This window comes from Polaribacter cellanae, assembly GCF_017569185.1.
GTDB lineage: Bacteria > Bacteroidota > Bacteroidia > Flavobacteriales > Flavobacteriaceae > Polaribacter > Polaribacter cellanae.
Map to the genome: position 1 here is coordinate 2,256,066 of NZ_CP071869.1, position 23,343 is coordinate 2,279,408.

25 protein-coding genes and 2 pseudogenes are annotated in these 23,343 nt (G+C 30.5%); 23 read left to right on the forward strand and 4 right to left on the reverse strand.

What is annotated here, in order from left to right; translation table 11 throughout:
• Positions 1–34: 34 nt before the first annotated feature.
• The gene (locus tag J3359_RS10100; RefSeq protein ID WP_208076767.1) at positions 35–919 is read left to right on the forward strand and encodes a tyrosine-type recombinase/integrase; all 885 of its coding nucleotides are present in this window, start codon (positions 35–37) and stop codon (positions 917–919) included.
• Between the two features lie 1,178 nt (positions 920–2,097).
• Positions 2,098–2,289 (forward strand): hypothetical protein, encoded by a 192-nt coding sequence (locus J3359_RS10105; RefSeq protein ID WP_208076769.1) that lies wholly within the window; start codon positions 2,098–2,100, stop codon positions 2,287–2,289.
• Positions 2,290–2,408: 119 nt separating this feature from the next.
• Here J3359_RS10105 and J3359_RS10110 read toward each other — a convergent pair whose 3' ends face one another.
• Positions 2,409–3,203: a hypothetical protein gene (locus tag J3359_RS10110; protein ID WP_208076772.1), complete on the reverse strand. Its 795-nt coding sequence runs from the start codon at positions 3,201–3,203 to the stop codon at positions 2,409–2,411.
• 310 nt (positions 3,204–3,513) lie between these two features.
• Between J3359_RS10110 and J3359_RS10115 the strand changes: the two genes are divergently transcribed.
• Positions 3,514–4,395, forward strand: a complete 882-nt coding sequence (locus J3359_RS10115; protein ID WP_208080528.1) for a hypothetical protein — start codon at positions 3,514–3,516, stop codon at positions 4,393–4,395.
• Positions 4,396–4,770: 375 nt separating this feature from the next.
• Positions 4,771–5,328, forward strand: coding sequence for an REP-associated tyrosine transposase (locus tag J3359_RS10120; protein WP_208076749.1), 558 nt, complete (start codon positions 4,771–4,773; stop codon positions 5,326–5,328).
• A 2-nt stretch (positions 5,329–5,330) separates the two neighbouring features.
• Here the strand turns inward: J3359_RS10120 and J3359_RS10125 are convergent, their stop codons facing one another.
• Positions 5,331–5,678 (reverse strand): helix-turn-helix domain-containing protein, encoded by a 348-nt coding sequence (locus J3359_RS10125; RefSeq protein ID WP_208076750.1) that lies wholly within the window; start codon positions 5,676–5,678, stop codon positions 5,331–5,333.
• A 164-nt stretch (positions 5,679–5,842) separates the two neighbouring features.
• On the opposite strand from J3359_RS10125, the gene J3359_RS10130 reads away from it, so the two are divergent.
• The 7 genes and pseudogenes from J3359_RS10130 to J3359_RS10160 all read left to right on the forward strand — a co-directional run bounded on the left by J3359_RS10130 (position 5,843) and on the right by J3359_RS10160 (position 12,095).
• A complete protein-coding gene (locus tag J3359_RS10130; RefSeq protein WP_208076751.1) occupies positions 5,843–7,369 on the forward strand; it encodes an MTBMA_p00010-related P-loop-containing protein in 1,527 nt (508 codons plus the stop codon).
• 124 nt (positions 7,370–7,493) lie between these two features.
• Positions 7,494–8,423 (forward strand): tyrosine-type recombinase/integrase, encoded by a 930-nt coding sequence (locus J3359_RS10135; protein ID WP_208076752.1) that lies wholly within the window; start codon positions 7,494–7,496, stop codon positions 8,421–8,423.
• Entirely contained in the window at positions 8,416–9,303 is an 888-nt protein-coding gene (locus J3359_RS10140) for a tyrosine-type recombinase/integrase (RefSeq protein ID WP_208076753.1), read from the forward strand. Before J3359_RS10135 ends, J3359_RS10140 begins: the two co-directional genes overlap by 8 nt.
• A gap of 7 nt (positions 9,304–9,310) precedes the next feature.
• Positions 9,311–9,574 (forward strand): addiction module protein, encoded by a 264-nt coding sequence (locus J3359_RS10145; RefSeq protein ID WP_243765891.1) that lies wholly within the window; start codon positions 9,311–9,313, stop codon positions 9,572–9,574.
• Complete coding sequence (locus J3359_RS10150) at positions 9,575–9,883, forward strand: type II toxin-antitoxin system RelE/ParE family toxin (RefSeq protein WP_208076754.1); 309 nt, start codon at positions 9,575–9,577, stop codon at positions 9,881–9,883.
• A gap of 954 nt (positions 9,884–10,837) precedes the next feature.
• Positions 10,838–11,746 (forward strand): annotated as a pseudogene (locus J3359_RS10155) (RHS repeat-associated core domain-containing protein); the annotation flags it as partial.
• On the forward strand, positions 11,727–12,095 hold the full coding sequence (locus J3359_RS10160) for a hypothetical protein (protein ID WP_208076774.1): 369 nt from the start codon (positions 11,727–11,729) through the stop codon (positions 12,093–12,095). The pseudogene J3359_RS10155 and the gene J3359_RS10160, both read left to right, overlap by 20 nt.
• Before the next feature lie 108 nt (positions 12,096–12,203).
• On the opposite strand, the gene J3359_RS10165 is transcribed toward J3359_RS10160, so the two are convergent.
• Complete coding sequence (locus tag J3359_RS10165; protein ID WP_243765893.1) at positions 12,204–12,524, reverse strand: helix-turn-helix domain-containing protein; 321 nt, start codon at positions 12,522–12,524, stop codon at positions 12,204–12,206.
• Positions 12,525–12,681: 157 nt separating this feature from the next.
• Between J3359_RS10165 and J3359_RS10170 the strand changes: the two genes are divergently transcribed.
• The 6 genes and pseudogenes from J3359_RS10170 to J3359_RS10195 all read left to right on the forward strand — a co-directional run bounded on the left by J3359_RS10170 (position 12,682) and on the right by J3359_RS10195 (position 18,940).
• Complete coding sequence (locus J3359_RS10170; protein WP_208076775.1) at positions 12,682–14,265, forward strand: MTBMA_p00010-related P-loop-containing protein; 1,584 nt, start codon at positions 12,682–12,684, stop codon at positions 14,263–14,265.
• A gap of 36 nt (positions 14,266–14,301) precedes the next feature.
• Positions 14,302–15,231, forward strand: a complete 930-nt coding sequence (locus J3359_RS10175) for a tyrosine-type recombinase/integrase (protein WP_208076776.1) — start codon at positions 14,302–14,304, stop codon at positions 15,229–15,231.
• 12 nt (positions 15,232–15,243) lie between these two features.
• Positions 15,244–16,128, forward strand: coding sequence for a tyrosine-type recombinase/integrase (locus J3359_RS10180; RefSeq protein ID WP_208076777.1), 885 nt, complete (start codon positions 15,244–15,246; stop codon positions 16,126–16,128).
• A gap of 54 nt (positions 16,129–16,182) precedes the next feature.
• On the forward strand, positions 16,183–16,728 hold the full coding sequence (locus J3359_RS10185) for an ORF6N domain-containing protein (protein WP_208076778.1): 546 nt from the start codon (positions 16,183–16,185) through the stop codon (positions 16,726–16,728).
• A 954-nt stretch (positions 16,729–17,682) separates the two neighbouring features.
• Positions 17,683–18,591, forward strand: a pseudogene (locus J3359_RS10190) (RHS repeat-associated core domain-containing protein); the annotation flags it as partial.
• Complete coding sequence (locus tag J3359_RS10195) at positions 18,572–18,940, forward strand: hypothetical protein (RefSeq protein WP_208076774.1); 369 nt, start codon at positions 18,572–18,574, stop codon at positions 18,938–18,940. The pseudogene J3359_RS10190 and the gene J3359_RS10195, both read left to right, overlap by 20 nt.
• Before the next feature lie 108 nt (positions 18,941–19,048).
• Here the strand turns inward: J3359_RS10195 and J3359_RS10200 are convergent, their stop codons facing one another.
• Positions 19,049–19,369, reverse strand: a complete 321-nt coding sequence (locus J3359_RS10200) for a helix-turn-helix domain-containing protein (protein ID WP_243765893.1) — start codon at positions 19,367–19,369, stop codon at positions 19,049–19,051.
• A 157-nt stretch (positions 19,370–19,526) separates the two neighbouring features.
• Between J3359_RS10200 and J3359_RS10205 the strand changes: the two genes are divergently transcribed.
• From J3359_RS10205 to J3359_RS10230, 6 genes are all read left to right on the forward strand, one after another.
• A complete protein-coding gene (locus tag J3359_RS10205; protein WP_208076779.1) occupies positions 19,527–20,177 on the forward strand; it encodes an MTBMA_p00010-related P-loop-containing protein in 651 nt (216 codons plus the stop codon).
• A gap of 18 nt (positions 20,178–20,195) precedes the next feature.
• Positions 20,196–20,417, forward strand: a complete 222-nt coding sequence (locus tag J3359_RS10210; RefSeq protein WP_208076780.1) for a hypothetical protein — start codon at positions 20,196–20,198, stop codon at positions 20,415–20,417.
• Positions 20,395–20,559 carry a hypothetical protein gene (locus J3359_RS10215; RefSeq protein ID WP_208076781.1) on the forward strand — a complete coding sequence of 55 codons (165 nt, stop codon included), beginning with the start codon at positions 20,395–20,397 and terminating at the stop codon, positions 20,557–20,559. The genes J3359_RS10210 and J3359_RS10215 overlap by 23 nt, the downstream gene beginning before the upstream one ends.
• 703 nt (positions 20,560–21,262) lie before the next feature.
• A complete protein-coding gene (locus J3359_RS10220; RefSeq protein ID WP_208076782.1) occupies positions 21,263–22,090 on the forward strand; it encodes a tyrosine-type recombinase/integrase in 828 nt (275 codons plus the stop codon).
• A gap of 12 nt (positions 22,091–22,102) precedes the next feature.
• Positions 22,103–22,987 (forward strand): tyrosine-type recombinase/integrase, encoded by an 885-nt coding sequence (locus J3359_RS10225; protein WP_208076777.1) that lies wholly within the window; start codon positions 22,103–22,105, stop codon positions 22,985–22,987.
• A gap of 54 nt (positions 22,988–23,041) precedes the next feature.
• Positions 23,042–23,257: an ORF6N domain-containing protein gene (locus tag J3359_RS10230; RefSeq protein WP_208076783.1), complete on the forward strand. Its 216-nt coding sequence runs from the start codon at positions 23,042–23,044 to the stop codon at positions 23,255–23,257.
• Positions 23,258–23,343: the final 86 nt, after the last annotated feature.

Here is a 23,343-nt window from a genome sequence, read left to right on the forward strand (position 1 = left end):
TTGATCAATAACTAACAACCAAAAACCACCAACTATGAACTATCAAGAACACTTACAAAAAGAAGCATACAGCATTACAACAGTAGCCAGTTATTTAGTAGAAATCAAAAAGTTCAAAATATGGTGCAAAAAAAGAGACCAACAACCAACAACCATCAACTACAAACAATTATTAAAATACACAAAATACCTAACCAGAAAAGGAAATAGCAAAAAGACAGTCAATCATAAATTAGCCATCCTAAAGAGTTATTTTAATTACTTAATCAAAGAACACTACAGACTAGATAATCCAGCAGAAAGCATCACTATAAAAGGAGTAAAAAGAAAATTATACTACAATCTATTAGAAGCAGAAGAATTAGAAGATCTCTATTACAGTTTTAGCACAGAAAACATCAAAGACCCCTATCACAGATTAACAGCAAAAAGAAATAAAATTATTGTTGGCTTAATGATATATCAAGGATTAAACACAAACGCATTAATCAGATTAGAATTAGAACACATAGAAATTTACAAAGGAAAAGTTCACGTTCCAAAAACAGCAAGAAGCAATACAAGAGAATTAGAGTTAAAGTCGTGGCAAGTTATAGAGCTATTGGAATACATCAAAGAAGTTCGAGAAGAAATCAAGGAACGAAAGCATATAGAAAGTGAACGACTCTTTATACCCAACAATGCACGATTAGGAAACACCATTTTAGCTATTATTAAAAAGCTAAAAAAGTACAATCAGAAAGTAGAAAATGTGCATCAAATAAGAGCATCAGTCATTACGAATTGGACAAAGCAATACAACTTAAGAAAAACACAATATCTAGCAGGACATCGTTATATAAGTTCTACCGAAAAATATTTGACTGACGATTTAGAAAATATGCAAGAAGTGATTAATCTGTATCATCCAATCAGTTGAAAATACCGTTAAAAAAAGAGAAAAATGTTTAAGTAACGTTTAAACAGTGTTTAAATACCGTTTAAATAAAATAGCGCTAGAAAATTAGGTTTTTTTTATATTGGAGAATAGAAAATACGTCGTTCCTAAAAAACGAGAAAATCCCAAAAAGAGAAGATATAAAACCGATAAACTCTATCCAATTCATAAGACAAATTTACATTAATATCCCCACAAAACAAAATCCAGATTTTTACAGAAAAAGTAAAAAACCTCTGTCTTTTGTTTTGTTCCGCTCGCCACCACTTCTATAGTTTTTAAGTCACAGTTTTTGGAAGCCAACGCTAAATACAGCACTTTGTAAGTTGCTCGTTCCTCACAATCACAAAAAGCTGTTGCCAACGCTAAAAACCAAAAACTCCGCCAAAAAAACTATCCCAAGCTATCTTTACATAATTGGCATTATAATACTGCCGCAAAAAGCCCCACTCCACCAAAGCCGTAGTTATAATGTAAATTATGTAAAATAGCCGCTCTGCCCACGCTTTTTGCCCACGCTACTGCCAATGCCTCACTACATCCAACGCCTTCGCACTACGAAATCTTTAATTTTTACTCCGTAAGCCAACGCTCCGAATTTGCATAAAAAAACTTCACAAAACCCTCACGTAGTCCAAGTGTTCCTACGCTCACATCTTTGCTCGTTTTTGTATACAACTCGTGCCACTGAATGAAAAACAAGTCATTTTAAAAACATAGGATTCTCTGCCACATCATCCGCCCCCAAATCCTATGTTTTTAAAACGTAAGCCTACTGAAAACCTAATTTTACTTATTTACAACGACGGATAAAAAAAGAACGAATTAACTTTGGTTTTAAGGGTAAATGATGAAACTACGGAAATTAGTTGACTTGATCATTGTTTATAAAAAACAACGTATTTACTTTAGTAAAATAAGGTTCTTAAGAGTATATTTTTACTGCCAAAAATGTGGCAAACAATAAAATAACTCTTTGTTTATCTTGCTTTTAATTAAATGTAAAAAGCTGTCCTATTTTAAAATAGGAACTTATAATATCTTGCAAACAAAGGGAAAAAACGATGTCCTTTTTTTTAAGTAAAAAGACTTGACTTTTGTTCGAATGTATGATATGATGATAACAAGTAAAAAATTAGAATAATAAAATAATAGAAAATATGGGAACAACAACAGTAATTATATGTATAACTTTTTTAGTGGTTCTGTTGGCTTATTGGATAATGCCAGTTGAGAAGATGAAAGCAGTAAATAAAGAATTGAAATCATTATTACAAATCCTCCCTGTCAGTCAAATAATAAAATCTTATAAGGGAACTAAAACAAATAGTATAACTGATGATGAACCGTAGATGAGTCGTATATAAGCCGTATATGTTCCCACTAATCACGAGTGCTAGTGTTCAATCAGTCCATAAAAAAAGCACCCTCAAAAGAGGATGCTCTCACTATCAAATGAATCGTTTAACGCTTAAAATACGTGTGTAACTTTCATTGTATTACCTTGCGATAATATATAATCTGTAGTGCCAACCTTTTGGTAAAACTCAATTCCTAAACAAGAAACTACGCTTACTTCTGCATCTGTAACAGCTCCACCAGGAATGGTAGCCGTTAAAGTTGTTGCAGTACTATTAGCATCTAACGCCTTTGTTGTACTTGAAGCTACCACACCAATACTGTTCTCATCTGGTACAGTAGGCTCATAAGTACTTGCTCCATCATCATACACATAATCTGAAACCAAACCAACAGCAGCTACCAATCTAAAATGCGTAGCACCTGCAGGAGCAACAATAAAATTAGCAGGGGTAAATGCAGCTATTGTATAAACAACTTCATTACGGTCTGCATTGATGGTGGCTGTATAAGGAGCAGTAAACACCGTTGATAAACTCGATTTACTATTTAAATCCAAACCAGTCAAGAGTTCTTTGTTGGCAGAAAGTGTAATCGGTCTTTTACCTCTGACACCTACACCTTTTAGGTTAATGGTTTTAAAAATCTTGGTTAACTGGGAAGCCAATCTACTGCCACCCATTACTTGAAGTACACCACTCAAAGCGGTTCTTAATGCTTTACCTACTTTGGCAGAACCACCAAACTCGGCATTGTTCTCTCTGGTACGTTTAAAATTAGGGTCACTTTGAATACGTTCCTTGCTAGGTCCTCCAGCCATCCTAGCTAGATACTCACCATTAGAAGTGTAAAAAGATACACCACCAATGTTACCTACTAATTTAATCAATCCTTTTTGCTTGCTCATAATAAAGAAATTTATGTTCTGTGGTTTATGCTGAACTTGGTTCAGTATCCTACAGAACTGGTTAAACAATAAATACAAGCTTGGTGGTTGAAAGCAATTTGATCAGTGGACAAGTGTTAACGTCTTGTTATATAGAGAACTACAATAATGGTACTAAACGTATATACAAAATGTTAAAGTTTGTTTGTTGGGCAATACAGAAATAATTATCTTTATGTTCTGATGTAGCAGAAAGGACGTTCAAAGAAAAAATTTTTGGTGTAAAAGTTGGTCGAGATAAGGGAACTATGCTGAAAAAAAATGCATAAGCTTGTACCCTTTTGGACTTAAACATAAAGGATACAATAATGTGGTAAGTTCTAATGGGAATAGTACCGCGCAGAAGTTTGGGTTCCAAGGACAAGAATTACAAGAAGATTTAAATTTGAATTGGTCTTCTTTTAAATGGAGAAATGCTGACCCTGCGATAGGGAGGTTTTTTAATATTGACCCATTAGCTGAAGATTTTGTTCACAATGGGACGTATAATTTTTCTGAAAATAGAGTTATAGATGCAATTGAATTAGAGGGATTAGAGGCAGTAGTTTTAAATGGAGAAGTTAGAGGTGGAAGCGCTGTTGGAGGTTATGCTTCTATTCAACTAGCTGCTGATGTAAAAGGTAATGTAGCTTTACAATATTCTTATGGAGCGGGATTATTCTTCGGAGCAGGAGCAGGAGCAGGAGTAGGTGTAAGTATTAGTGCAGCTCCAACAGTTGACGATTTAGCAGGAGCTGGTGCAGAAGTAGGCTTATTTGGAGGACAAGTTATATCTTTAGCAGGTGAAATAAATTTCTCTTTTACTTCAGATGGAGAAGATTGGATTGATGCTTTTACTGCACCTAAAAATCAATATATTGGAGCTACAATTTCTGCTGGCCCAGGAATAGGTCTTGGTGTGTATTTAAATCTGAGTAATACAGGTACAATTGGAAAACTTTCTTCAGATGAGATTAAAAATTTTATTACAGATACCTTTAAAGGTAATAAGGAATATGGAAATGCTCTTAATGGGATATTAGACATAACCAAAGATTTTCTTAAATCGAATGAAGGAGCAACAAGTTTTTCAAAAGAACAACTACAATCTTATTATGATAATATTAGTGGTTATATGTATATAATAAATAATCAAAATGAAGAAGAAGAATGATAATATTAATGATTACCTCGTTTTTAATAGCTGTTACCTTAATACTATATTCTGTTTTAAAAATTAACAGAATAGCAAAGAAAAATAAGATAACAAACTTTTTTCAGCTTCTTAAAATAAAAAATAGTGTAATAAAAAATGAATTAAGAAAATTGTATTTATTCATTTTCTTTGCTTTTTTACAATTTTTTTTAATGATGCTTTTTCTGGTAATGGTACAGATTAGTTGATGATACAACCTGGCACACGCTATTTCTAAACCCCAGATGGCGCTAGTATGTCACGCACACGCTAGTGCTAGCATTTGCTAGTACCGTTAACAATAAGAACAAAAAGCTATGCTACAAGCGTAGCTTTTTGTATTTTAGTATTGTTATGAGTAGAAAATATAAATTCCATAATAAAGCAGGTTTATATTTTGCAAGTTTTGCGACTATAAATTGGTTAGATGTATTTACAAGACAAGTATATTTTGATGTTTTAGCAGACAGTGTAAGTTATTGTAGAAAAGAGAAAGGGCTAGAATTATATTGTTATTGTTTTATGCCAAGTCATATCCATTTTATCTTTAGAAGTGCTAACGAACAACCATCAGAATTATTAAGAGATTTTAAACGTCATACATCTAAAAAAGTCATAGAATCTATAGAAAGTAATCCACAAGAAAGTAGAAAAGAATGGTTATTATGGATGTTTAAAAGAGCAGGAAAAAAGAATGCAACTACCAGTAAATATCAGTTTTGGCAACATCATAATAAACCTATAGAATTGTGGAGCGAAAAAGTAATCAAACAAAAAATAGATTACATCCATAATAATCCAGTAGCAAGTGGTTTTGTAACGGATGCAATTGATTGGAAATACTCAAGTGCTAGAAATTATCAAGAAGATAATACTGTTTTAGAAATAGATGATTCAGGTTTTTTAGGGTAGTTTTATGCGAGTTGTTTTTGAATATCTTTTTGAAATACAAACGCTTTAAGCATTGCTTTTACGCTTGTAATATTTTCATCATCTAGCTTTTGCACTTTATGAAATAATTGTAATAGTTCTTCATCATTTAGTTTGTTATTTATAATCTGTTCGTTAGAACCGTAAATAAGCGCATCTGTAGAAACTTCTAACGCATCAGCAATCTTTTTAGCCACATCAATAGTTGGTGATGTTAAATTACGTTCATATCTTGAAATATGTGTTGCGTGTACATTTATCATTTTAGCAAGGTCTCCTTGCGAAATATCTTTCTCTGCACGTATTTTTTTTAAGTTATCTCCAAACGACATAAGTGTACTGAATTAGTAAATGAAACATCAAAAATGATATACAAAGTTAGTTAATTATAGACATAAAATGTAATACTGTTAAAAATAATAATCAAAGTATATATTTATAAATAAACAAAATGTATATATTTGTAGTCAAATATGATTATTAAAACTTTTTAACAATGTTAGATACAAGTAACTCCAACAACTACGAATACATCACAAAACATTTAGAAATTCACATTTTAGGCGGAATAAAGACCAATAAACTAGAGAGTTTACGAATTACGTTATCTATCCAAAAACTAAAACAAGAAAACATTTTACGTCATACACTCGATTTATACAACGATAATCAAGTAGAAAAGTTTGTTAGGAAAGTAGCAGAACGATTAGAAGTAGGAACAAGTATCGTTAGAAGAACATTACAAGAAGTAACCAAAGAATTAGAAAATTATAGGTTTTTACTTATACAACAATATGAAGAAGCGCATAAACCTTATTTTAAAGAATTATCTGCAACCGAAGAAAGAGAAGCTATAAAGTTCTTAAAACGAAAGGATTTACTACCAAAAACAAATGAATTGATTGGTAAAGCTGGAGTTATTGGAGAACAAGTAAATAGATTATTAATGTATTTAATTTTTACAAGTAGAAAAACAAACAATCCATTGCATTGTATCAGTTTAGGAAGTTCGGGAGTTGGGAAAACTCATCTACAATCTAAAGTATCAGAACTGATACCTGAAGAAGATAAAGTAGAAATTACAGTATTATCTGCAAACGCTTTTTACTACTTCAATAGAACAGAATTACAACACAAACTTATTTTAATAGAAGATTTAGACGGAGCAGAATCTGTACTCTATCCACTTCGTGAATTACAATCTAAAAAGAGAATTACAAAAACAGTTGTTCATAAAGACGCAAGAGGAAATACAAAAACCATCCATTTAACAGTTGAAGGTCCTGTATCTGTTGCAGGTTGTACCACACAAGAAAGCATTTACGAAGATAATTCTAATAGAAGTTTTTTACTGTATATAGATGAAAGTCAAGAACAAGATAGTAGAATAATGAATTACCAAAGGCTTATAAGTGCAGGAAAAATAAACGAAGACCAGGAACACAAATCAAGAGAATTGTTAAAAGATGTGCAACGAGTTTTAAAGCCCATAAAAGTAATTAATCCATTTGCAGAATATTTAGAGTTGCCACAATCGGTTTTTAAACCAAGAAGAACCAACAGCCACTATTTACAATTTATAGAAGCAATTACATTTTACAAACAATATCAGCGAGAGCAACAAGTAAATGAAGAAACAGGAGAAGTATTTATAGAAACCACAATCGAAGATATTAAAGAAGCTAACGAATTAATTATAGAAGTTCTATTAAGAAAATCTGACACACTTACAGGAGCAATTAGAAATCATTTAGAGAATCTAAAAGCCTATTTACAAGAAAATAAACAAACCACGTTTACAAGTTCTGAAATCAGAAGAAAACTACGATTAAAAGAAACCACATTAAGAAGATACAATAAGCAACTATTAGCAGAACAATATATTAGAAAAGTAAAAGCAGAAAAAGGTAAAATGTATCATTATGAAATTGTGGATATAGAGGAATATACAAACCTTAAAAGTCAGATAGATAAATCATTACAAGATTGTATTGCTAACATCAACTTCGCCACTTCGTCATAAGTTCGCCACCATTAAAATGGCGAAGTTAAAATACTGAATAAAAGAAACTTAAATCTACATCGCCATTAAAACTTAAAAAAGGTCAAGGGAATGAAAAAAGTAGTGAGCCACTACAGCCAAAAAAATGAAGAAACTAAAATTACAAAACGAGAGTTATAGACTATTTGTTGCCAATTATAAAGAATGGTTAGACATTTTAGGCTATGCAGAAAGTACAGTCTATTACTTGCCAAACCACTTACAAGAGTTCTTCTATTATCTGGAACAAAACCACATTAAAAACATCAATCAAATTACTACTAAAACCGTAAAAAATTATTACAATTATCTGCAAGAAAGAGCCAACGAAAGACAAAGTGGAGGATTAAGTAAAAGCTATTTAAACAAACATCAACAAGCCTTAAAAAAGTTCAAAGAATATTTGACTAACCACAATCATACAGGAATAAATATCCATTTAAAATCAGAGAAAAACCCAACAGAAGAAAAGCTAAATATCTTAACACAATCAGAAATAAAAGAACTTTTTAAAGCAACAGAATTTAGCCATACAGAAACTAAATTTAAATTAAGAGACAAAGCTATTTTAGTCGTTTTATACAGTTGTGGATTAAGAAGAAATGAAGCTGTACATCTAAATACGAATGATATATTTTTTGATAAAGAAAGAATATTTGTTAGAAAAGGGAAGAATTATAAAGAGCGTTTTGTTCCTATAAACAGAAAGAATGCAGAACTATTAGAAGATTATATTTTTGAAGCAAGATTGCAATTTAAAGATGCATATTTAAGTGAAGCCTTATTTATTAGTAAGAGAGGAACTCGTTTAAATGGAATGAGTTTAGCCAACAGATTACAGAAAATAGTACAAGCCACCAACAACAAAGAAATAGCAGAAAAGAGAATCACACTTCACACATTAAGACACTCAATTGCAACTCATTTATTGCAACACGAAGTAAAGTTAGAAAACATCAAAACTTTTTTAGGCCATAGTTCTTTAGAATCTACACAAATTTACACACACTTGCTTAAAACACTTGAAAATGAATGATTATAGAAGTTATTTACAGAAAGAAAGTTACGGTTTAACAACGATAGAAAGTTACACAAAAGGAGCAGAAAACTTTGTAAAATGGTGCAAGAGAAATCATACAACTCCAGATCTAATAGATTACAAAACATTTTTAAAATACATCAAATATTTACAAAGAAAAAATACCACAAAAAAGACAATAAAGCATAAAATAGGAACCTTAAAAATATACTTTAAATATCTGTTATCAGAAAATTATAGAATAGACAATCCAATAGAAAATATCAATATTAAAGGTGTAAAAAGAACCATCAATTACAACGTATTAGAAGCAGACGAATTAGAAGATTTATACTATTCTTACGAAACTGAAAACATCAAAGACAGCTATCATAAATTAACAGCAAAACGTAATAAAATAATAGTTGGTTTATTAGTCTATCAAGGTTTAAATACAAGTGAACTCATCAAACTAGAAATTCAAGATTTACAGCTATACAAAGGAAAAATTTATATAAAAAGTGGTGCAAGAAGTAACGCAAGAACCTTAGAATTAAAATCGTGGCAAGTCATAGAATTATTAGAATATGTAAAAGAAATTAGAGAAGAAATAAAGTTAAAATGGAACATGGAAAATGAACGATTATTTATACCAAACAATGCAAGATTAGGAAATACAATCCAATTTATTTTAAAGAAATTAAAAAAGATAAATCATAAAGTAAATAATGGAAATCAAATACGAGCTTCAGTAATTACAAACTGGTTAAAACAATACAATTTAAGACAAGTACAGGTTTTAGCTGGACATCGTTATATAAGTTCAACAGAAAGATACTTACAAGACGATTTAGAAAGTTTACACGAAATCGTTAACAACTTCCATCCAATCTCATAGAAAAAATATGGAACAAAAATTGTACATTTGTTATGCTAAAAACACGACAGTTATGGACTTGCAATTAAGAAAATACAATTTTATACAACAATTAGTTGATGTAGAAAAAGAAAGCATTATGGCTACTTTAGAACGTGTTTTAAAGCAAGAAAAAGAAGAACACCAAGAAATCTCAACTGCACACAAAAAAGAATTAGACAATCGTTTAAAAAGCTATAAAGAAAATCCTGATGATGTTTTAGATTGGTCAGCTGTAAAAGAAAATTGGTAAATGAGTTATAGCATTAAATTACTCCCAATTGTACACACAGATTTAAAAAAAGCAAAAAAGTGGTACAACAAAGAAAGAGAAGGATTAGGAGAAGAATTTAAAATAGAAGTCAATAAAGAGATAGATTATATTGGAGAATATCCACAACATTATCAAAGAAAATACAAAGAATTACGACAATCTTTAGTCACTCGTTTTCCTTATGCAATTTTTTATTTAGTGGAAGAACAGCAAAAACGAATTGTAATTTTTGGAGTTTTACACACAAGAAGAAATCCAGAAATAGCAAGAAAAAGAATGAAGAAATAAGATAAAAACTTCGCTTGTTCAACGTCACAAGCTCGCAAAAAAACCAATCAGAATCAGCCCACGCTTGCCATCACTTCTGTAGTTTTTACGTCATATTTTTTGTAAACCAACGCATAAAACAGCACATTGTAGCTTGTTCGTTCCTCACAACTCCAAAGAGCTGTTTGCCCACGCTCAAAAACAAAAAATCTGCCATAAAATCTACCCCAAGCTAAGTTACATAATAGAAGTTATAATAGCAAAATGCGCTTCAAAAGTACGCTAACGCTGGCATAATTTATTTTGTAGTTATAACTGCTATTATGTAAAATAGCCGCTCTTCCAACGCTTTTTTACAGCCACTTCTGCCCACGCACTACGAATCCTTTAATTTTTACTACGTAAGCCAACGCTCCGAATTTGTACAAAAAAAAGCTTCGCAAAAAGACGTCAAGCGAAAAAGCTTGTCTTACTTCTTTGCTCGTTTTTTTGTACAACTCGTGCAAACAATATTATGAAAAACAAGTCATTTTATTTTTAGTAGAAAATCCACGCATCAGCCACCTCTTTTTCTACTAAAAATAAAACGTAAGTTCTCATCAAAACGTTTTAAAAGTTGACGATTTAGAGGCTGGAAAAAGCGAGGAAAATCGACAATTTTTAAAATGTAAACTTCTTGCGTACAGTTTGCGATAGCAAAGCATTAACAAATACCAAGTACCTTTCGTCAAGCTCAATACAAGCTATGGTAGCAGTCGGCTATTTTACATAAATGTATTATAGTACAGGAATTAAAGGAATGTACTATAATGCCCAATTATGTAACATAGCTTTGGAAATATTCATCATATTTTTTTATATTTACAAAAGGTAGGTTAATGAGGTAAGGACGTTCTTTTTTGTAAATTTTTTGGAGTAAGTACGTGATAAAAATGCGACCGTTGTTAAAAAAAACGCGTAAACTACTATCCCTTTGGCTTAAAACATAAAGGATACAATAATGTGGTAAATGGCGTTGAGAATAATCATAAAACTTTTTTAGGACAAGAGATGAACAAAGAGCTTGGTCTGAATTGGCTTACATTTCGTTATAGAAATTATATGCCTGAAATTGGAAGATTTTTTGGAGTAGACCCTGTTTCTAGTGAGTATATGTCAATCTCAACATATCAATTTGCTCATAATAATCCTGTTTCTAAAATTGAAATAGAAGGATTAGAGGGACACCATTTATTTGGTGTAGATGCAATAACTCATGAACCAGTTAAAGTAGTTAATACAAATTTAAGAACTGAACCTAAACAGGGTTTTGTTGGCCCAGGAGGTTTAGGGAAAATTGTTGTAGTCCAAGAAACTACAAAAGAAGTTGTAAAACAAGTTGCAAAAAAACCAAGTGTTGTTTCTAAATTACTCTCAGGTGGAGCAAGAGCATTAGGTACAATTGCTGCTTTATTGAATACTCAAAGTACTAATGGAGGTGAGAAAGAGTGGTTGAGAGAAAGAAATAAATATAACGTTAAAATTGATGAATTACTCCAAGTAGAAAAACCTGAAGCAGCAACATTAACAAATGATGATAGTCCAATAAGAAGATTTGAAAGAAACCCTAAGCATGGAAAAAAGAAAAAAGGTAGTTCTGGTGCTGAACCTACCAATCCTCAAGAAGTACTAGATGCATCATTAGAATTAACTGGTAATACTACTAGGAGAGTTGGCGTAGATTCTTCTACAGGTGAGTTTGTTGTATTTGATGAACATTCTGAAGGTGTATTTCATGGACATGTAAGAACTTGGAGTGAACTAAGTCAGGGAATGCAGGCAATATTAAGAAAAGCTGGTTTAGTTAATAAAAAAGGTAAAATAATTGATAATCAAAATGAATAAATATAAAAGTGACTTATTAGAAAGTAAAGAAGATTTATATAAAATTCTCGATAAAGGCACAAACGAAGATATTAAATTGGCTTTAATAGGTGCAGTAAGAGGAATAGATGATTTTAATTGGCTACAATCGATATATTTGAAATATATTAATCATAGTAATTTTTGGGTTGCAAAAACTGCTATAAATTGTTTAGGAGATTTAGCTAGGATTCATAAAAAAATCAATCTTACAGAATTATATTACTCTTTTGATAAAATAGAAGATGAAAAGTTAAAACCAACTATTCAAGATACATTAGAGGATATCATGATTTTTGTTAAAAAAGATGATGATAATGATGCAGATTAGTTGATGAACAAATTATAAAACATAAAATACTTTAAAACAATGGATTAGCTTATTAATTATAGTAAAAAAGGATGAGCTTTTAGGTTCATCTTTTTTTATGCAATAGATTTAAGAATATGCTTTTTTAGCTTTATAATCTCTTAAAAAAGCATCTAAAGTAAGTAATAAAGCTTCTTTTTCTCTACTGGGTAAAATGTTAATATCATTCAATCTTTTAAGCATTAAAGGGTCTTGAAATGCATTATTATCTTCTGTTTCCCCTAATAAGAAACCTACTGTTGTATTTAAAACATTTGCAATTTTAACAGCCACATCAATAGATGGTTTAACTTCATCACGTTCGTACTTGCCAATAATAGAATGATGAGCTTGTATCAGTTTGGCTAACTCATTTTGTGAAATCTTTTTGACTTCTCTACATTCTTTCAATTTTTTACCGAAACTTCTCATATATGGTATATAATAAGGTTTTTTAAGCATTTTAGGCAAATATATTGCGAATAAATTATATATAAAAATAAGATATTATGCGTATTAATAAATAATATTTTATAGATTTGTACCAAATATTAGCAATTCTATAGTTATGAACAAACTTGATACTTCCAATTCCAACAACTACGAATACATCACAAAACATTTAGAAATTCACATTTTAGGCGGAATAAAGACCAATAAACTAGAGAGTTTACGAATTACGTTATCTATCCAAAAACTAAAACAAGAAAACATTTTACGTCATACACTCGATTTATACAACGATAATCAAGTAGAAAAGTTTGTTAGAAAAGTAGCAGAACGTTTAGAAATTGGAACAAGTATAGTTAGAAGAACACTACAAGAAGTAACCAAAGAATTAGAAAACTACCGCTTTTTATTACTCCAAGAATATGAAGAGGCTAACAAACCATTTATAAAAGAATTATCAGCAACCGAAGAAAAAGAAGCGATTACCTTCCTAAAAAGAAAAGATTTACTAACAAAGACCAACGAATTTATAGGAAAAAGCGGAGTAATTGGAGAGCGAACTAACAGATTGTTAATGTATTTAATCTTCACATCAAGAAAAACAAATAATCCTTTGCACTGTATTAGCTTGGGAAGTTCGGGAGTTGGGAAAACTCATCTACAATCTAAAGTATCAGAACTGATACCTGAAGAAGATAAAGTAGAAATTACAGTATTATCTGCAAACGCTTTTTACTACTTCAATAGAACAGAATTACAACACAAGTTAATTTTAATAGAAGATTTAGATGGAGCAGAATCTGTATTGTATCCATTAAGAGAATTACAAAGTAAAAAGCGAATTATAAAAACCGTAGTTCACAAAGATGCAAGAGGTAATACAAAAACCATTCATCTAACAGTTGAAGGTCCTGTATCTGTTGCAGGTTGTACCACACAAGAAAGCATTTACGAAGACAATAGTAACAGAAGTTTTTTACTCTATATAGATGAAAGTCAAGAACAAGATAGTAGAATAATGAATTACCAAAGGCTTATAAGTGCAGGAAAAATAAACGAAGACCAGGAACACAAATCAAGAGAATTGTTAAAAGATGTGCAACGAGTTTTAAAGCCCATAAAAGTAATTAATCCATTTGCAGAATATTTAGAGTTGCCACAATCGGTTTTTAAACCAAGAAGAACCAACTCACACTATTTACAATTTATAGAAGCAATTACATTTTACAAACAATATCAGCGAGAGCAACAAGTAAATGAAGAAACAGGAGAAGTTTTTATAGAAACTACAATCGAAGATATTAAACAGGCTAACGAATTAATTATAGAAGTTTTATTGCGGAAATCAGATACTATAAATGGTGCAACACGCAATTATTTAGAAAGTTTAAAAAAGCATTTAACAGTAGAAAAAGAAAGCACATTTACAGCTTTAGAAATCAGAAAAAAATTAAAGGTTAAGAAAACTACACAATGGAGATATCATCAGCAATTAATGGATAATTATTACATCAAAAAAGTAAAGATAAAAGGAGAAAATCTAAATCGTTACGAAGTAACAAATCCCAACGAATACAAAGAGTTAGAAGAAGCTATATCAAAGTCATTGCAAGAATGTATTATTAAAATCAATCGTTCCAATGTTCCAAAGTGTTCCACTATCAAAGTGGAACAGATAACTAAAACAAAAACAGCAAGTTAAAAGAAAGTTCCATTAAAACTTAAAAAAGGTCAAGGGATGAAAAAATTAAAGCTACAAAATGAGAGTTATAAATTATTTGTTACCAACTATAAAGAATGGTTAGATATTTTAGGCTATGCAGAAAGTACGGTCTATTACTTGCCAAACCACTTACAAGAGTTCTTCTATTATCTGGAACAAAACCACATTAAAAATATCAATGACATACAAACCAAAACAGTAAAAAACTATTACAATTATCTACAAGAAAGAGCCAATGAAACCAGAAATGGCGGATTAAGTAAAAGCTATTTAAACAAACACCAACAAGCCTTAAAGAAGTTCAAAGAATATTTGACTAACCACAATCATACAGGAATAAATATCCATTTAAAATCAGAGAAAAACCCAACAGAAGAAAAGCTAAACATCTTAACACAATCAGAAATTAAAGAATTGTTTAAAGCCACAGAATTTAGCCATACAGAAAGCAAATTTAAATTAAGAGACAAAGCTATTTTAGTCGTTTTGTACAGTTGTGGATTACGAAGAAACGAAGCCGTACATCTAAATACCAATGATATATTTTTTGATAAAGAAAGAGTATTTGTAAGAAAAGGCAAAAACTACAAAGAACGATTTATACCTATCAACAGAAAAAATGCAGCACTATTAGAAGCCTATATTTTTGAAGCACGTCCACAATTTTATCAAAGTCATTTAAGCGAAGCTCTATTTATTAATAAAAACGGAACCCGAATGCAAGGAATGAGTTTTACCAACCGATTACAGAAAATAGTACAAGCCACCAACAACAAAGAAATCACAGAAAAGAGAATTACACTCCACACCTTAAGACACTCCATAGCCACACACTTGTTACAACACGAAGTAAAATTAGAAAACATCAAAACCTTTTTAGGCCATAGTTCTTTAGAATCCACACAAATCTACACACATATCCTCCAACAAATTACCAACAACTAACAACCAAAAACGATGGACTACAAAGAGTATTTACAGCAAGAAAGTTACACAAAATCTACCATAGAAAGCTATACAAAAGGAGCAGAAAACTTTGTAAAATGGTGCAAGAGAAATCATACAACTCCAGATCTAATAGATTACAAAACATTTTTAAAATACATCAAATATTTACAAAGAAAAAATACCACAAAAAAGACAATAAAGCATAAAATAGGAACCTTAAAAATATACTTTAAATATCTGTTATCAGAAAATTATAGAATAGACAATCCAATAGAAAATATCAATATTAAAGGTGTAAAAAGAACCATCAATTACAACGTATTAGAAGCAGACGAATTAGAAGATTTATACTATTCTTACGAAACTGAAAACATCAAAGACAGCTATCATAAATTAACAGCAAAAAGAAATAAAGTTATTGTTGGTTTACTAGTGTATCAAGGTTTAAATACAAGTGAACTTATAAAGTTAGAACTCGAAGATTTACAATTATACAAAGGAAAGATTTATATAAAAAGTGGCGCAAGAAGTAACGCAAGAACCTTAGAATTAAAATCGTGGCAAGTCATTGAGTTTTTAGAATACATCAAAAAATTTAGAGAAGAAATACTCACAAGAAAACCTTTAGAAACCAATCGAATTTTTATCCCAAACAATGCAAGATTAGGAAATACAGTTTTAGCAATTATCAAGAAGTTAAAAAGCTATAATCAAAAAGTAAATAACATTCATCAAATAAGAGCTTCAGTTATTACCAATTGGTTAAAACAATACAATTTAAGACAAGTACAGGTTTTAGCAGGACATCGTTATATAAGTTCAACAGAAAGATACTTACAAGACGATTTAGAAAGTTTACACGAAATCGTTAACAACTTCCATCCTATAAGTTGAGATTGTAATACTCAATTTTAAAAACTACTTTTACACACAGAAATACTACATAAAATGAGCGAAAATAATAAAGAAAAATCACTAGTTCCAGACGATTTAATTGCGAGTAGAATATTGTTTATCAGAGACCAAAAAGTAATGATAGATAGTGATATTGCTGAACTTTATGGAGTAGAAACAAAACGTTTAAACGAACAGGTAAAAAGAAATAGTAGTCGTTTTCCTTCTAATTTTATGTTTGAATTAACCAAAGAAGAAAAAGCACAGGTAGTCGCAAATTGCGACCACCTAGAGAAACTAAAGTTCTCTCCAGTTTTACCAAAAGTTTTTACAGAACACGGAATAATGATGGTTGCTAATGTTTTAACAAGTGAAAGAGCAATAAATGTAAGCATACAAATTATAGAAGTCTTTATAAAAATGCGAGAAATATTGACAGATAATTTAAGCTTAAAACTTGAAATAGAAGAAATTAAAAAGAAGTTAACTAATCAAAGTAAAAACATAGAACTTGTATTTAATTATTTGGATGAATTGATTGAGAAAAAAGAAAACGAAAAACCTCGAAAAGAAATAGGTTACAAAACAAGTAAGAAATAAGATAAAAGCTTCGCTTTTTCGTTCCTCAAAAGCTCGCAAAAAACCCAGTCAGAATCAGCCCACGCTTGCCACCACTCTGTAGCTTTTATGTCATATTTTTTGTAAGCCAACGCATAAAACAGCACATTGTAGCTTGTTCGTTCCTCACAACTCCAAAGAGCTGTTTGCCCACGCTCAAAAACAAAAAATCCGCCATAAAATCTACCCCAAGCTAAGTTACATAATAGAAGTTATAATAGCAAAATGCGCTTCAAAAGTACGCTAACGCTGGCATAATTTATTTTGTAGTTATAACTGCTATTATGTAAAATAGCCGCTCTTCCAACGCTTTTTTACAGCCACTTCTGCCCACGCACTACGAATCCTTTAATTTTTACTACGTAAGCCAACGCTCCGAATTTGTACAAAAAAAAGCTTCGCAAAAAGACGTCAAGCGAAAAAGCTTGTCTTACTTCTTTGCTCGTTTTTTTGTACAACTCGTGCAAACAATATTATGAAAAACAAGTCATTTTATTTTTAGTAGAAAATCCACGCATCAGCCACCTCTTTTTCTACTAAAAATAAAACGTAAGTTCTCATCAAAACGTTTTAAAAGTTGACGATTTAGAGGCTGGAAAAAGCGAGGAAAATCGACAATTTTTAAAATGTAAACTTCTTGCGTACAGTTTGCGATAGCAAAGCATTAACAAATACCAAGTACCTTTCGTCAAGCTCAATACAAGCTATGGTAGCAGTCGGCTATTTTACATAAATGTATTATAGTACAGGAATTAAAGGAATGTACTATAATGCCCAATTATGTAACATAGCTTTGGAAATATTCATCATATTTTTTTATATTTACAAAAGGTAGGTTAATGAGGTAAGGACGTTCTTTTTTGTAAATTTTTTGGAGTAAGTACGTGATAAAAATGCGACCGTTGTTAAAAAAAACGCGTAAACTACTATCCCTTTGGCTTAAAACATAAAGGATACAATAATGTGGTAAATGGCGTTGAGAATAATCATAAAACTTTTTTAGGACAAGAGATGAACAAAGAGCTTGGTCTGAATTGGCTTACATTTCGTTATAGAAATTATATGCCTGAAATTGGAAGATTTTTTGGAGTAGACCCTGTTTCTAGTGAGTATATGTCAATCTCAACATATCAATTTGCTCATAATAATCCTGTTTCTAAAATTGAAATAGAAGGATTAGAGGGACACCATTTATTTGGTGTAGATGCAATAACTCATGAACCAGTTAAAGTAGTTAATACAAATTTAAGAACTGAACCTAAACAGGGTTTTGTTGGCCCAGGAGGTTTAGGGAAAATTGTTGTAGTCCAAGAAACTACAAAAGAAGTTGTAAAACAAGTTGCAAAAAAACCAAGTGTTGTTTCTAAATTACTCTCAGGTGGAGCAAGAGCATTAGGTACAATTGCTGCTTTATTGAATACTCAAAGTACTAATGGAGGTGAGAAAGAGTGGTTGAGAGAAAGAAATAAATATAACGTTAAAATTGATGAATTACTCCAAGTAGAAAAACCTGAAGCAGCAACATTAACAAATGATGATAGTCCAATAAGAAGATTTGAAAGAAACCCTAAGCATGGAAAAAAGAAAAAAGGTAGTTCTGGTGCTGAACCTACCAATCCTCAAGAAGTACTAGATGCATCATTAGAATTAACTGGTAATACTACTAGGAGAGTTGGCGTAGATTCTTCTACAGGTGAGTTTGTTGTATTTGATGAACATTCTGAAGGTGTATTTCATGGACATGTAAGAACTTGGAGTGAACTAAGTCAGGGAATGCAGGCAATATTAAGAAAAGCTGGTTTAGTTAATAAAAAAGGTAAAATAATTGATAATCAAAATGAATAAATATAAAAGTGACTTATTAGAAAGTAAAGAAGATTTATATAAAATTCTCGATAAAGGCACAAACGAAGATATTAAATTGGCTTTAATAGGTGCAGTAAGAGGAATAGATGATTTTAATTGGCTACAATCGATATATTTGAAATATATTAATCATAGTAATTTTTGGGTTGCAAAAACTGCTATAAATTGTTTAGGAGATTTAGCTAGGATTCATAAAAAAATCAATCTTACAGAATTATATTACTCTTTTGATAAAATAGAAGATGAAAAGTTAAAACCAACTATTCAAGATACATTAGAGGATATCATGATTTTTGTTAAAAAAGATGATGATAATGATGCAGATTAGTTGATGAACAAATTATAAAACATAAAATACTTTAAAACAATGGATTAGCTTATTAATTATAGTAAAAAAGGATGAGCTTTTAGGTTCATCTTTTTTTATGCAATAGATTTAAGAATATGCTTTTTTAGCTTTATAATCTCTTAAAAAAGCATCTAAAGTAAGTAATAAAGCTTCTTTTTCTCTACTGGGTAAAATGTTAATATCATTCAATCTTTTAAGCATTAAAGGGTCTTGAAATGCATTATTATCTTCTGTTTCCCCTAATAAGAAACCTACTGTTGTATTTAAAACATTTGCAATTTTAACAGCCACATCAATAGATGGTTTAACTTCATCACGTTCGTACTTGCCAATAATAGAATGATGAGCTTGTATCAGTTTGGCTAACTCATTTTGTGAAATCTTTTTGACTTCTCTACATTCTTTCAATTTTTTACCGAAACTTCTCATATATGGTATATAATAAGGTTTTTTAAGCATTTTAGGCAAATATATTGCGAATAAATTATATATAAAAATAAGATATTATGCGTATTAATAAATAATATTTTATAGATTTGTACCAAATATTAGCAATTCTATAGTTATGAACAAACTTGATACTTCCAATTCCAACAACTACGAATACATCACAAAACATTTAGAAATTCACATTTTAGGCGGAATAAAGACCAATAAACTAGAGAGTTTACGAATTACGTTATCTATCCAAAAACTAAAACAAGAAAACATTTTACGTCATACACTCGATTTATACAACGATAATCAAGTAGAAAAGTTTGTTAGAAAAGTAGCAGAACGTTTAGAAATTGGAACAAGTATAGTTAGAAGAACACTACAAGAAGTAACCAAAGAATTAGAAAACTACCGCTTTTTATTACTCCAAGAATATGAAGAGGCTAACAAACCATTTATAAAAGAATTATCAGCAACCGAAGAAAAAGAAGCGATTACCTTCCTAAAAAGAAAAGATTTACTAACAAAGACCAACGAATTTATAGGAAAAAGCGGAGTAATTGGAGAGCGAACTAACAGATTGTTAATGTATTTAATCTTCACATCAAGAAAAACAAATAATCCTTTGCACTGTATTAGCTTGGGAAGTTCGGGAGTTGGGAAAACTCATCTACAATCTAAAGTATCAGAACTGATACCTGAAGAAGATAAAGTAGAAATACAGTATTATCTGCAAACGCTTTTTACTACTTTCAATAGAACAGAATTACAACACAGTTAATTTTAATAGAAGATTTAGATGGAGCAGAACTCTGTATTGTATCCATTAAGAGAATACAAAGTAAAAGCGAATTATAAAAACCGTAGTTCACAAGATGCAAGAGGTAATACAAAAACCATTCATCTAACAGTTGAAGGTCCTGTATCTGTTGCAGGTTGTACCACACAAGAAAGCATTTACGAAGACAATAGTAACAGAAGTTTTTTACTCTATATAGATGGAAAGTCAAGAACAAGATAGTAGAAATATGAATTACCAAAGGCTTATAAGTGCAGGAAAAATAAACGAAGACCAGGAACACAAATCAAGAGAATTGTTAAAAGATGTGCAACGAGTTTTAAAGACCATAAAAAGTAATTTAATCCATTTGCAGAATATTTAGAGTTGCCACAATCGGTTTTTAAAACCAAGAAGAACCAACTCACACATATTTACAATTTATAGGAAGCAATTACATTTATACAAACAATATCAGCGAGAGCAACAAGTACATGAAGAAACAGGAGAAGTTTTTATAGAAACTGACAATCGAAGATATTAACAGGCTAACGAATTAATTATAGAAGTTTTTATTGCGGAAATCAAGCTACTATAAATGGTGCAACACGCAATTATTTAGAAAAGTTTTAAAAAGCATTTAACAGTAGAAAAAGAAAGCACATTTACAGTCTTTAGAAATCAGAAAAAAATTAAAGGTTAAGAAAACTACACAATGGAGATATCATCAGCAAATTAATGGATAATTATTACATCAAAAAATTAAGAAGATAAAAGGAGAAAATCTTAAATCGTTACGAAGTAACAAATCCCAACGAATACAAAGAGTTAGAAGCAAGCTATATCAAAGTCATTGCAAGAATGTATTATTAAAATCAATCGTTCCAATGTTCCAAAGTGTTCCACTATCAAAGTGGAACAGATAACTAAACAAAAAACAGCAAGTTAAAAGAAAGTTCCATTAAAACTTAAAAAAGGTCAAGGGATGAAAAAATTAAAGCTACAAAATGAGAGTTATAAATTAATGTGTTACCAACTATAAAGAATGGTTAGATATTTTAGGCTATGCAGAAAGTACGGTCTATTACTTGCCAAACCACTTACAAGAGTTCTTCTATTATCTGGAACAAAACCACATTAAAAATATCAATGACATACAAACCAAAACAGTAAAAAACTATTACAATTATCTACAAGAAAGAGCCAATGAAACCAGAAATGGCGGATTAAGTAAAAGCTATTTAAACAAACACCAACAAGCCTTAAAGAAGTTCAAAGAATATTTGACTAACCACAATCATACAGGAATAAATATCCATTTAAAATCAGAGAAAAACCCAACAGAAGAAAAGCTAAACATCTTAACACAATCAGAAATTAAAGAATTGTTTAAAGCCACAGAATTTAGCCATACAGAAAGCAAATTTAAATTAAGAGACAAAGCTATTTTAGTCGTTTTGTACAGTTGTGGATTACGAAGAAACGAAGCCGTACATCTAAATACCAATGATATATTTTTTGATAAAGAAAGAGTATTTGTAAGAAAAGGCAAAAACTACAAAGAACGATTTATACCTATCAACAGAAAAAATGCAGCACTATTAGAAGCCTATATTTTTGAAGCACGTCCACAATTTTATCAAAGTCATTTAAGCGAAGCTCTATTTATTAATAAAAACGGAACCCGAATGCAAGGAATGAGTTTTACCAACCGATTACAGAAAATAGTACAAGCCACCAACAACAAAGAAATCACAGAAAAGAGAATTACACTCCACACCTTAAGACACTCCATAGCCACACACTTGTTACAACACGAAGTAAAATTAGAAAACATCAAAACCTTTTTAGGCCATAGTTCTTTAGAATCCACACAAATCTACACACATATCCTCCAACAAATTACCAACAACTAACAACCAAAAACGATGGACTACAAAGAGTATTTACAGCAAGAAAGTTACACAAAATCTACCATAGAAAGCTATACAAAAGGAGCAGAAAACTTTGTAAAATGGTGCAAGAGAAATCATACAACTCCAGATCTAATAGATTACAAAACATTTTTAAAATACATCAAATATTTACAAAGAAAAAATACCACAAAAAAGACAATAAAGCATAAAATAGGAACCTTAAAAATATACTTTAAATATCTGTTATCAGAAAATTATAGAATAGACAATCCAATAGAAAATATCAATATTAAAGGTGTAAAAAGAACCATCAATTACAACGTATTAGAAGCAGACGAATTAGAAGATTTATACTATTCTTACGAAACTGAAAACATCAAAGACAGCTATCATAAATTAACAGCAAAAAGAAATAAAGTTATTGTTGGTTTACTAGTGTATCAAGGTTTAAATACAAGTGAACTTATAAAGTTAGAACTCGAAGATTTACAATTATACAAAGGAAAGATTTATATAAAAAGTGGCGCAAGAAGTAACGCAAGAACCTTAGAATTAAAATCGTGGCAAGTCATTGAGTTTTTAGAATACATCAAAAAATTTAGAGAAGAAATACTCACAAGAAAACCTTTAGAAACCAATCGAATTTTTATCCCAAACAATGCAAGATTAGGAAATACAGTTTTAGCAATTATCAAGAAGTTAAAAAGCTATAATCAAAAAGTAAATAACATTCATCAAATAAGAGCTTCAGTTATTACCAATTGGTTAAAACAATACAATTTAAGACAAGTACAGGTTTTAGCAGGACATCGTTATATAAGTTCAACAGAAAGATACTTACAAGACGATTTAGAAAGTTTACACGAAATCGTTAACAACTTCCATCCTATAAGTTGAGATTGTAATACTCAATTTTAAAAACTACTTTTACACACAGAAATACTACATAAAATGAGCGAAAATAATAAAGAAAAATCACTAGTTCCAGACGATTTAATTGCGAGTAGAATATTGTTTATCAGAGACCAAAAAGTAATGATAGATAGTGATATTGCTGAACTTTATGGAGTAGAAACAAAACGTTTAAACGAACAGGTAAAAAGAAATAGTAGTCGTTTTCCTTCTAATTTTATGTTTGAATTAACCAAAGAAGAAAAGCACAGGTAGTCGCAAATTGCGACACCTAGATAAACTAAAGTTCTCTCCAGTTTTACCAAAAGTTTTTAACAGAACACGGAATAATGATGGTTGCT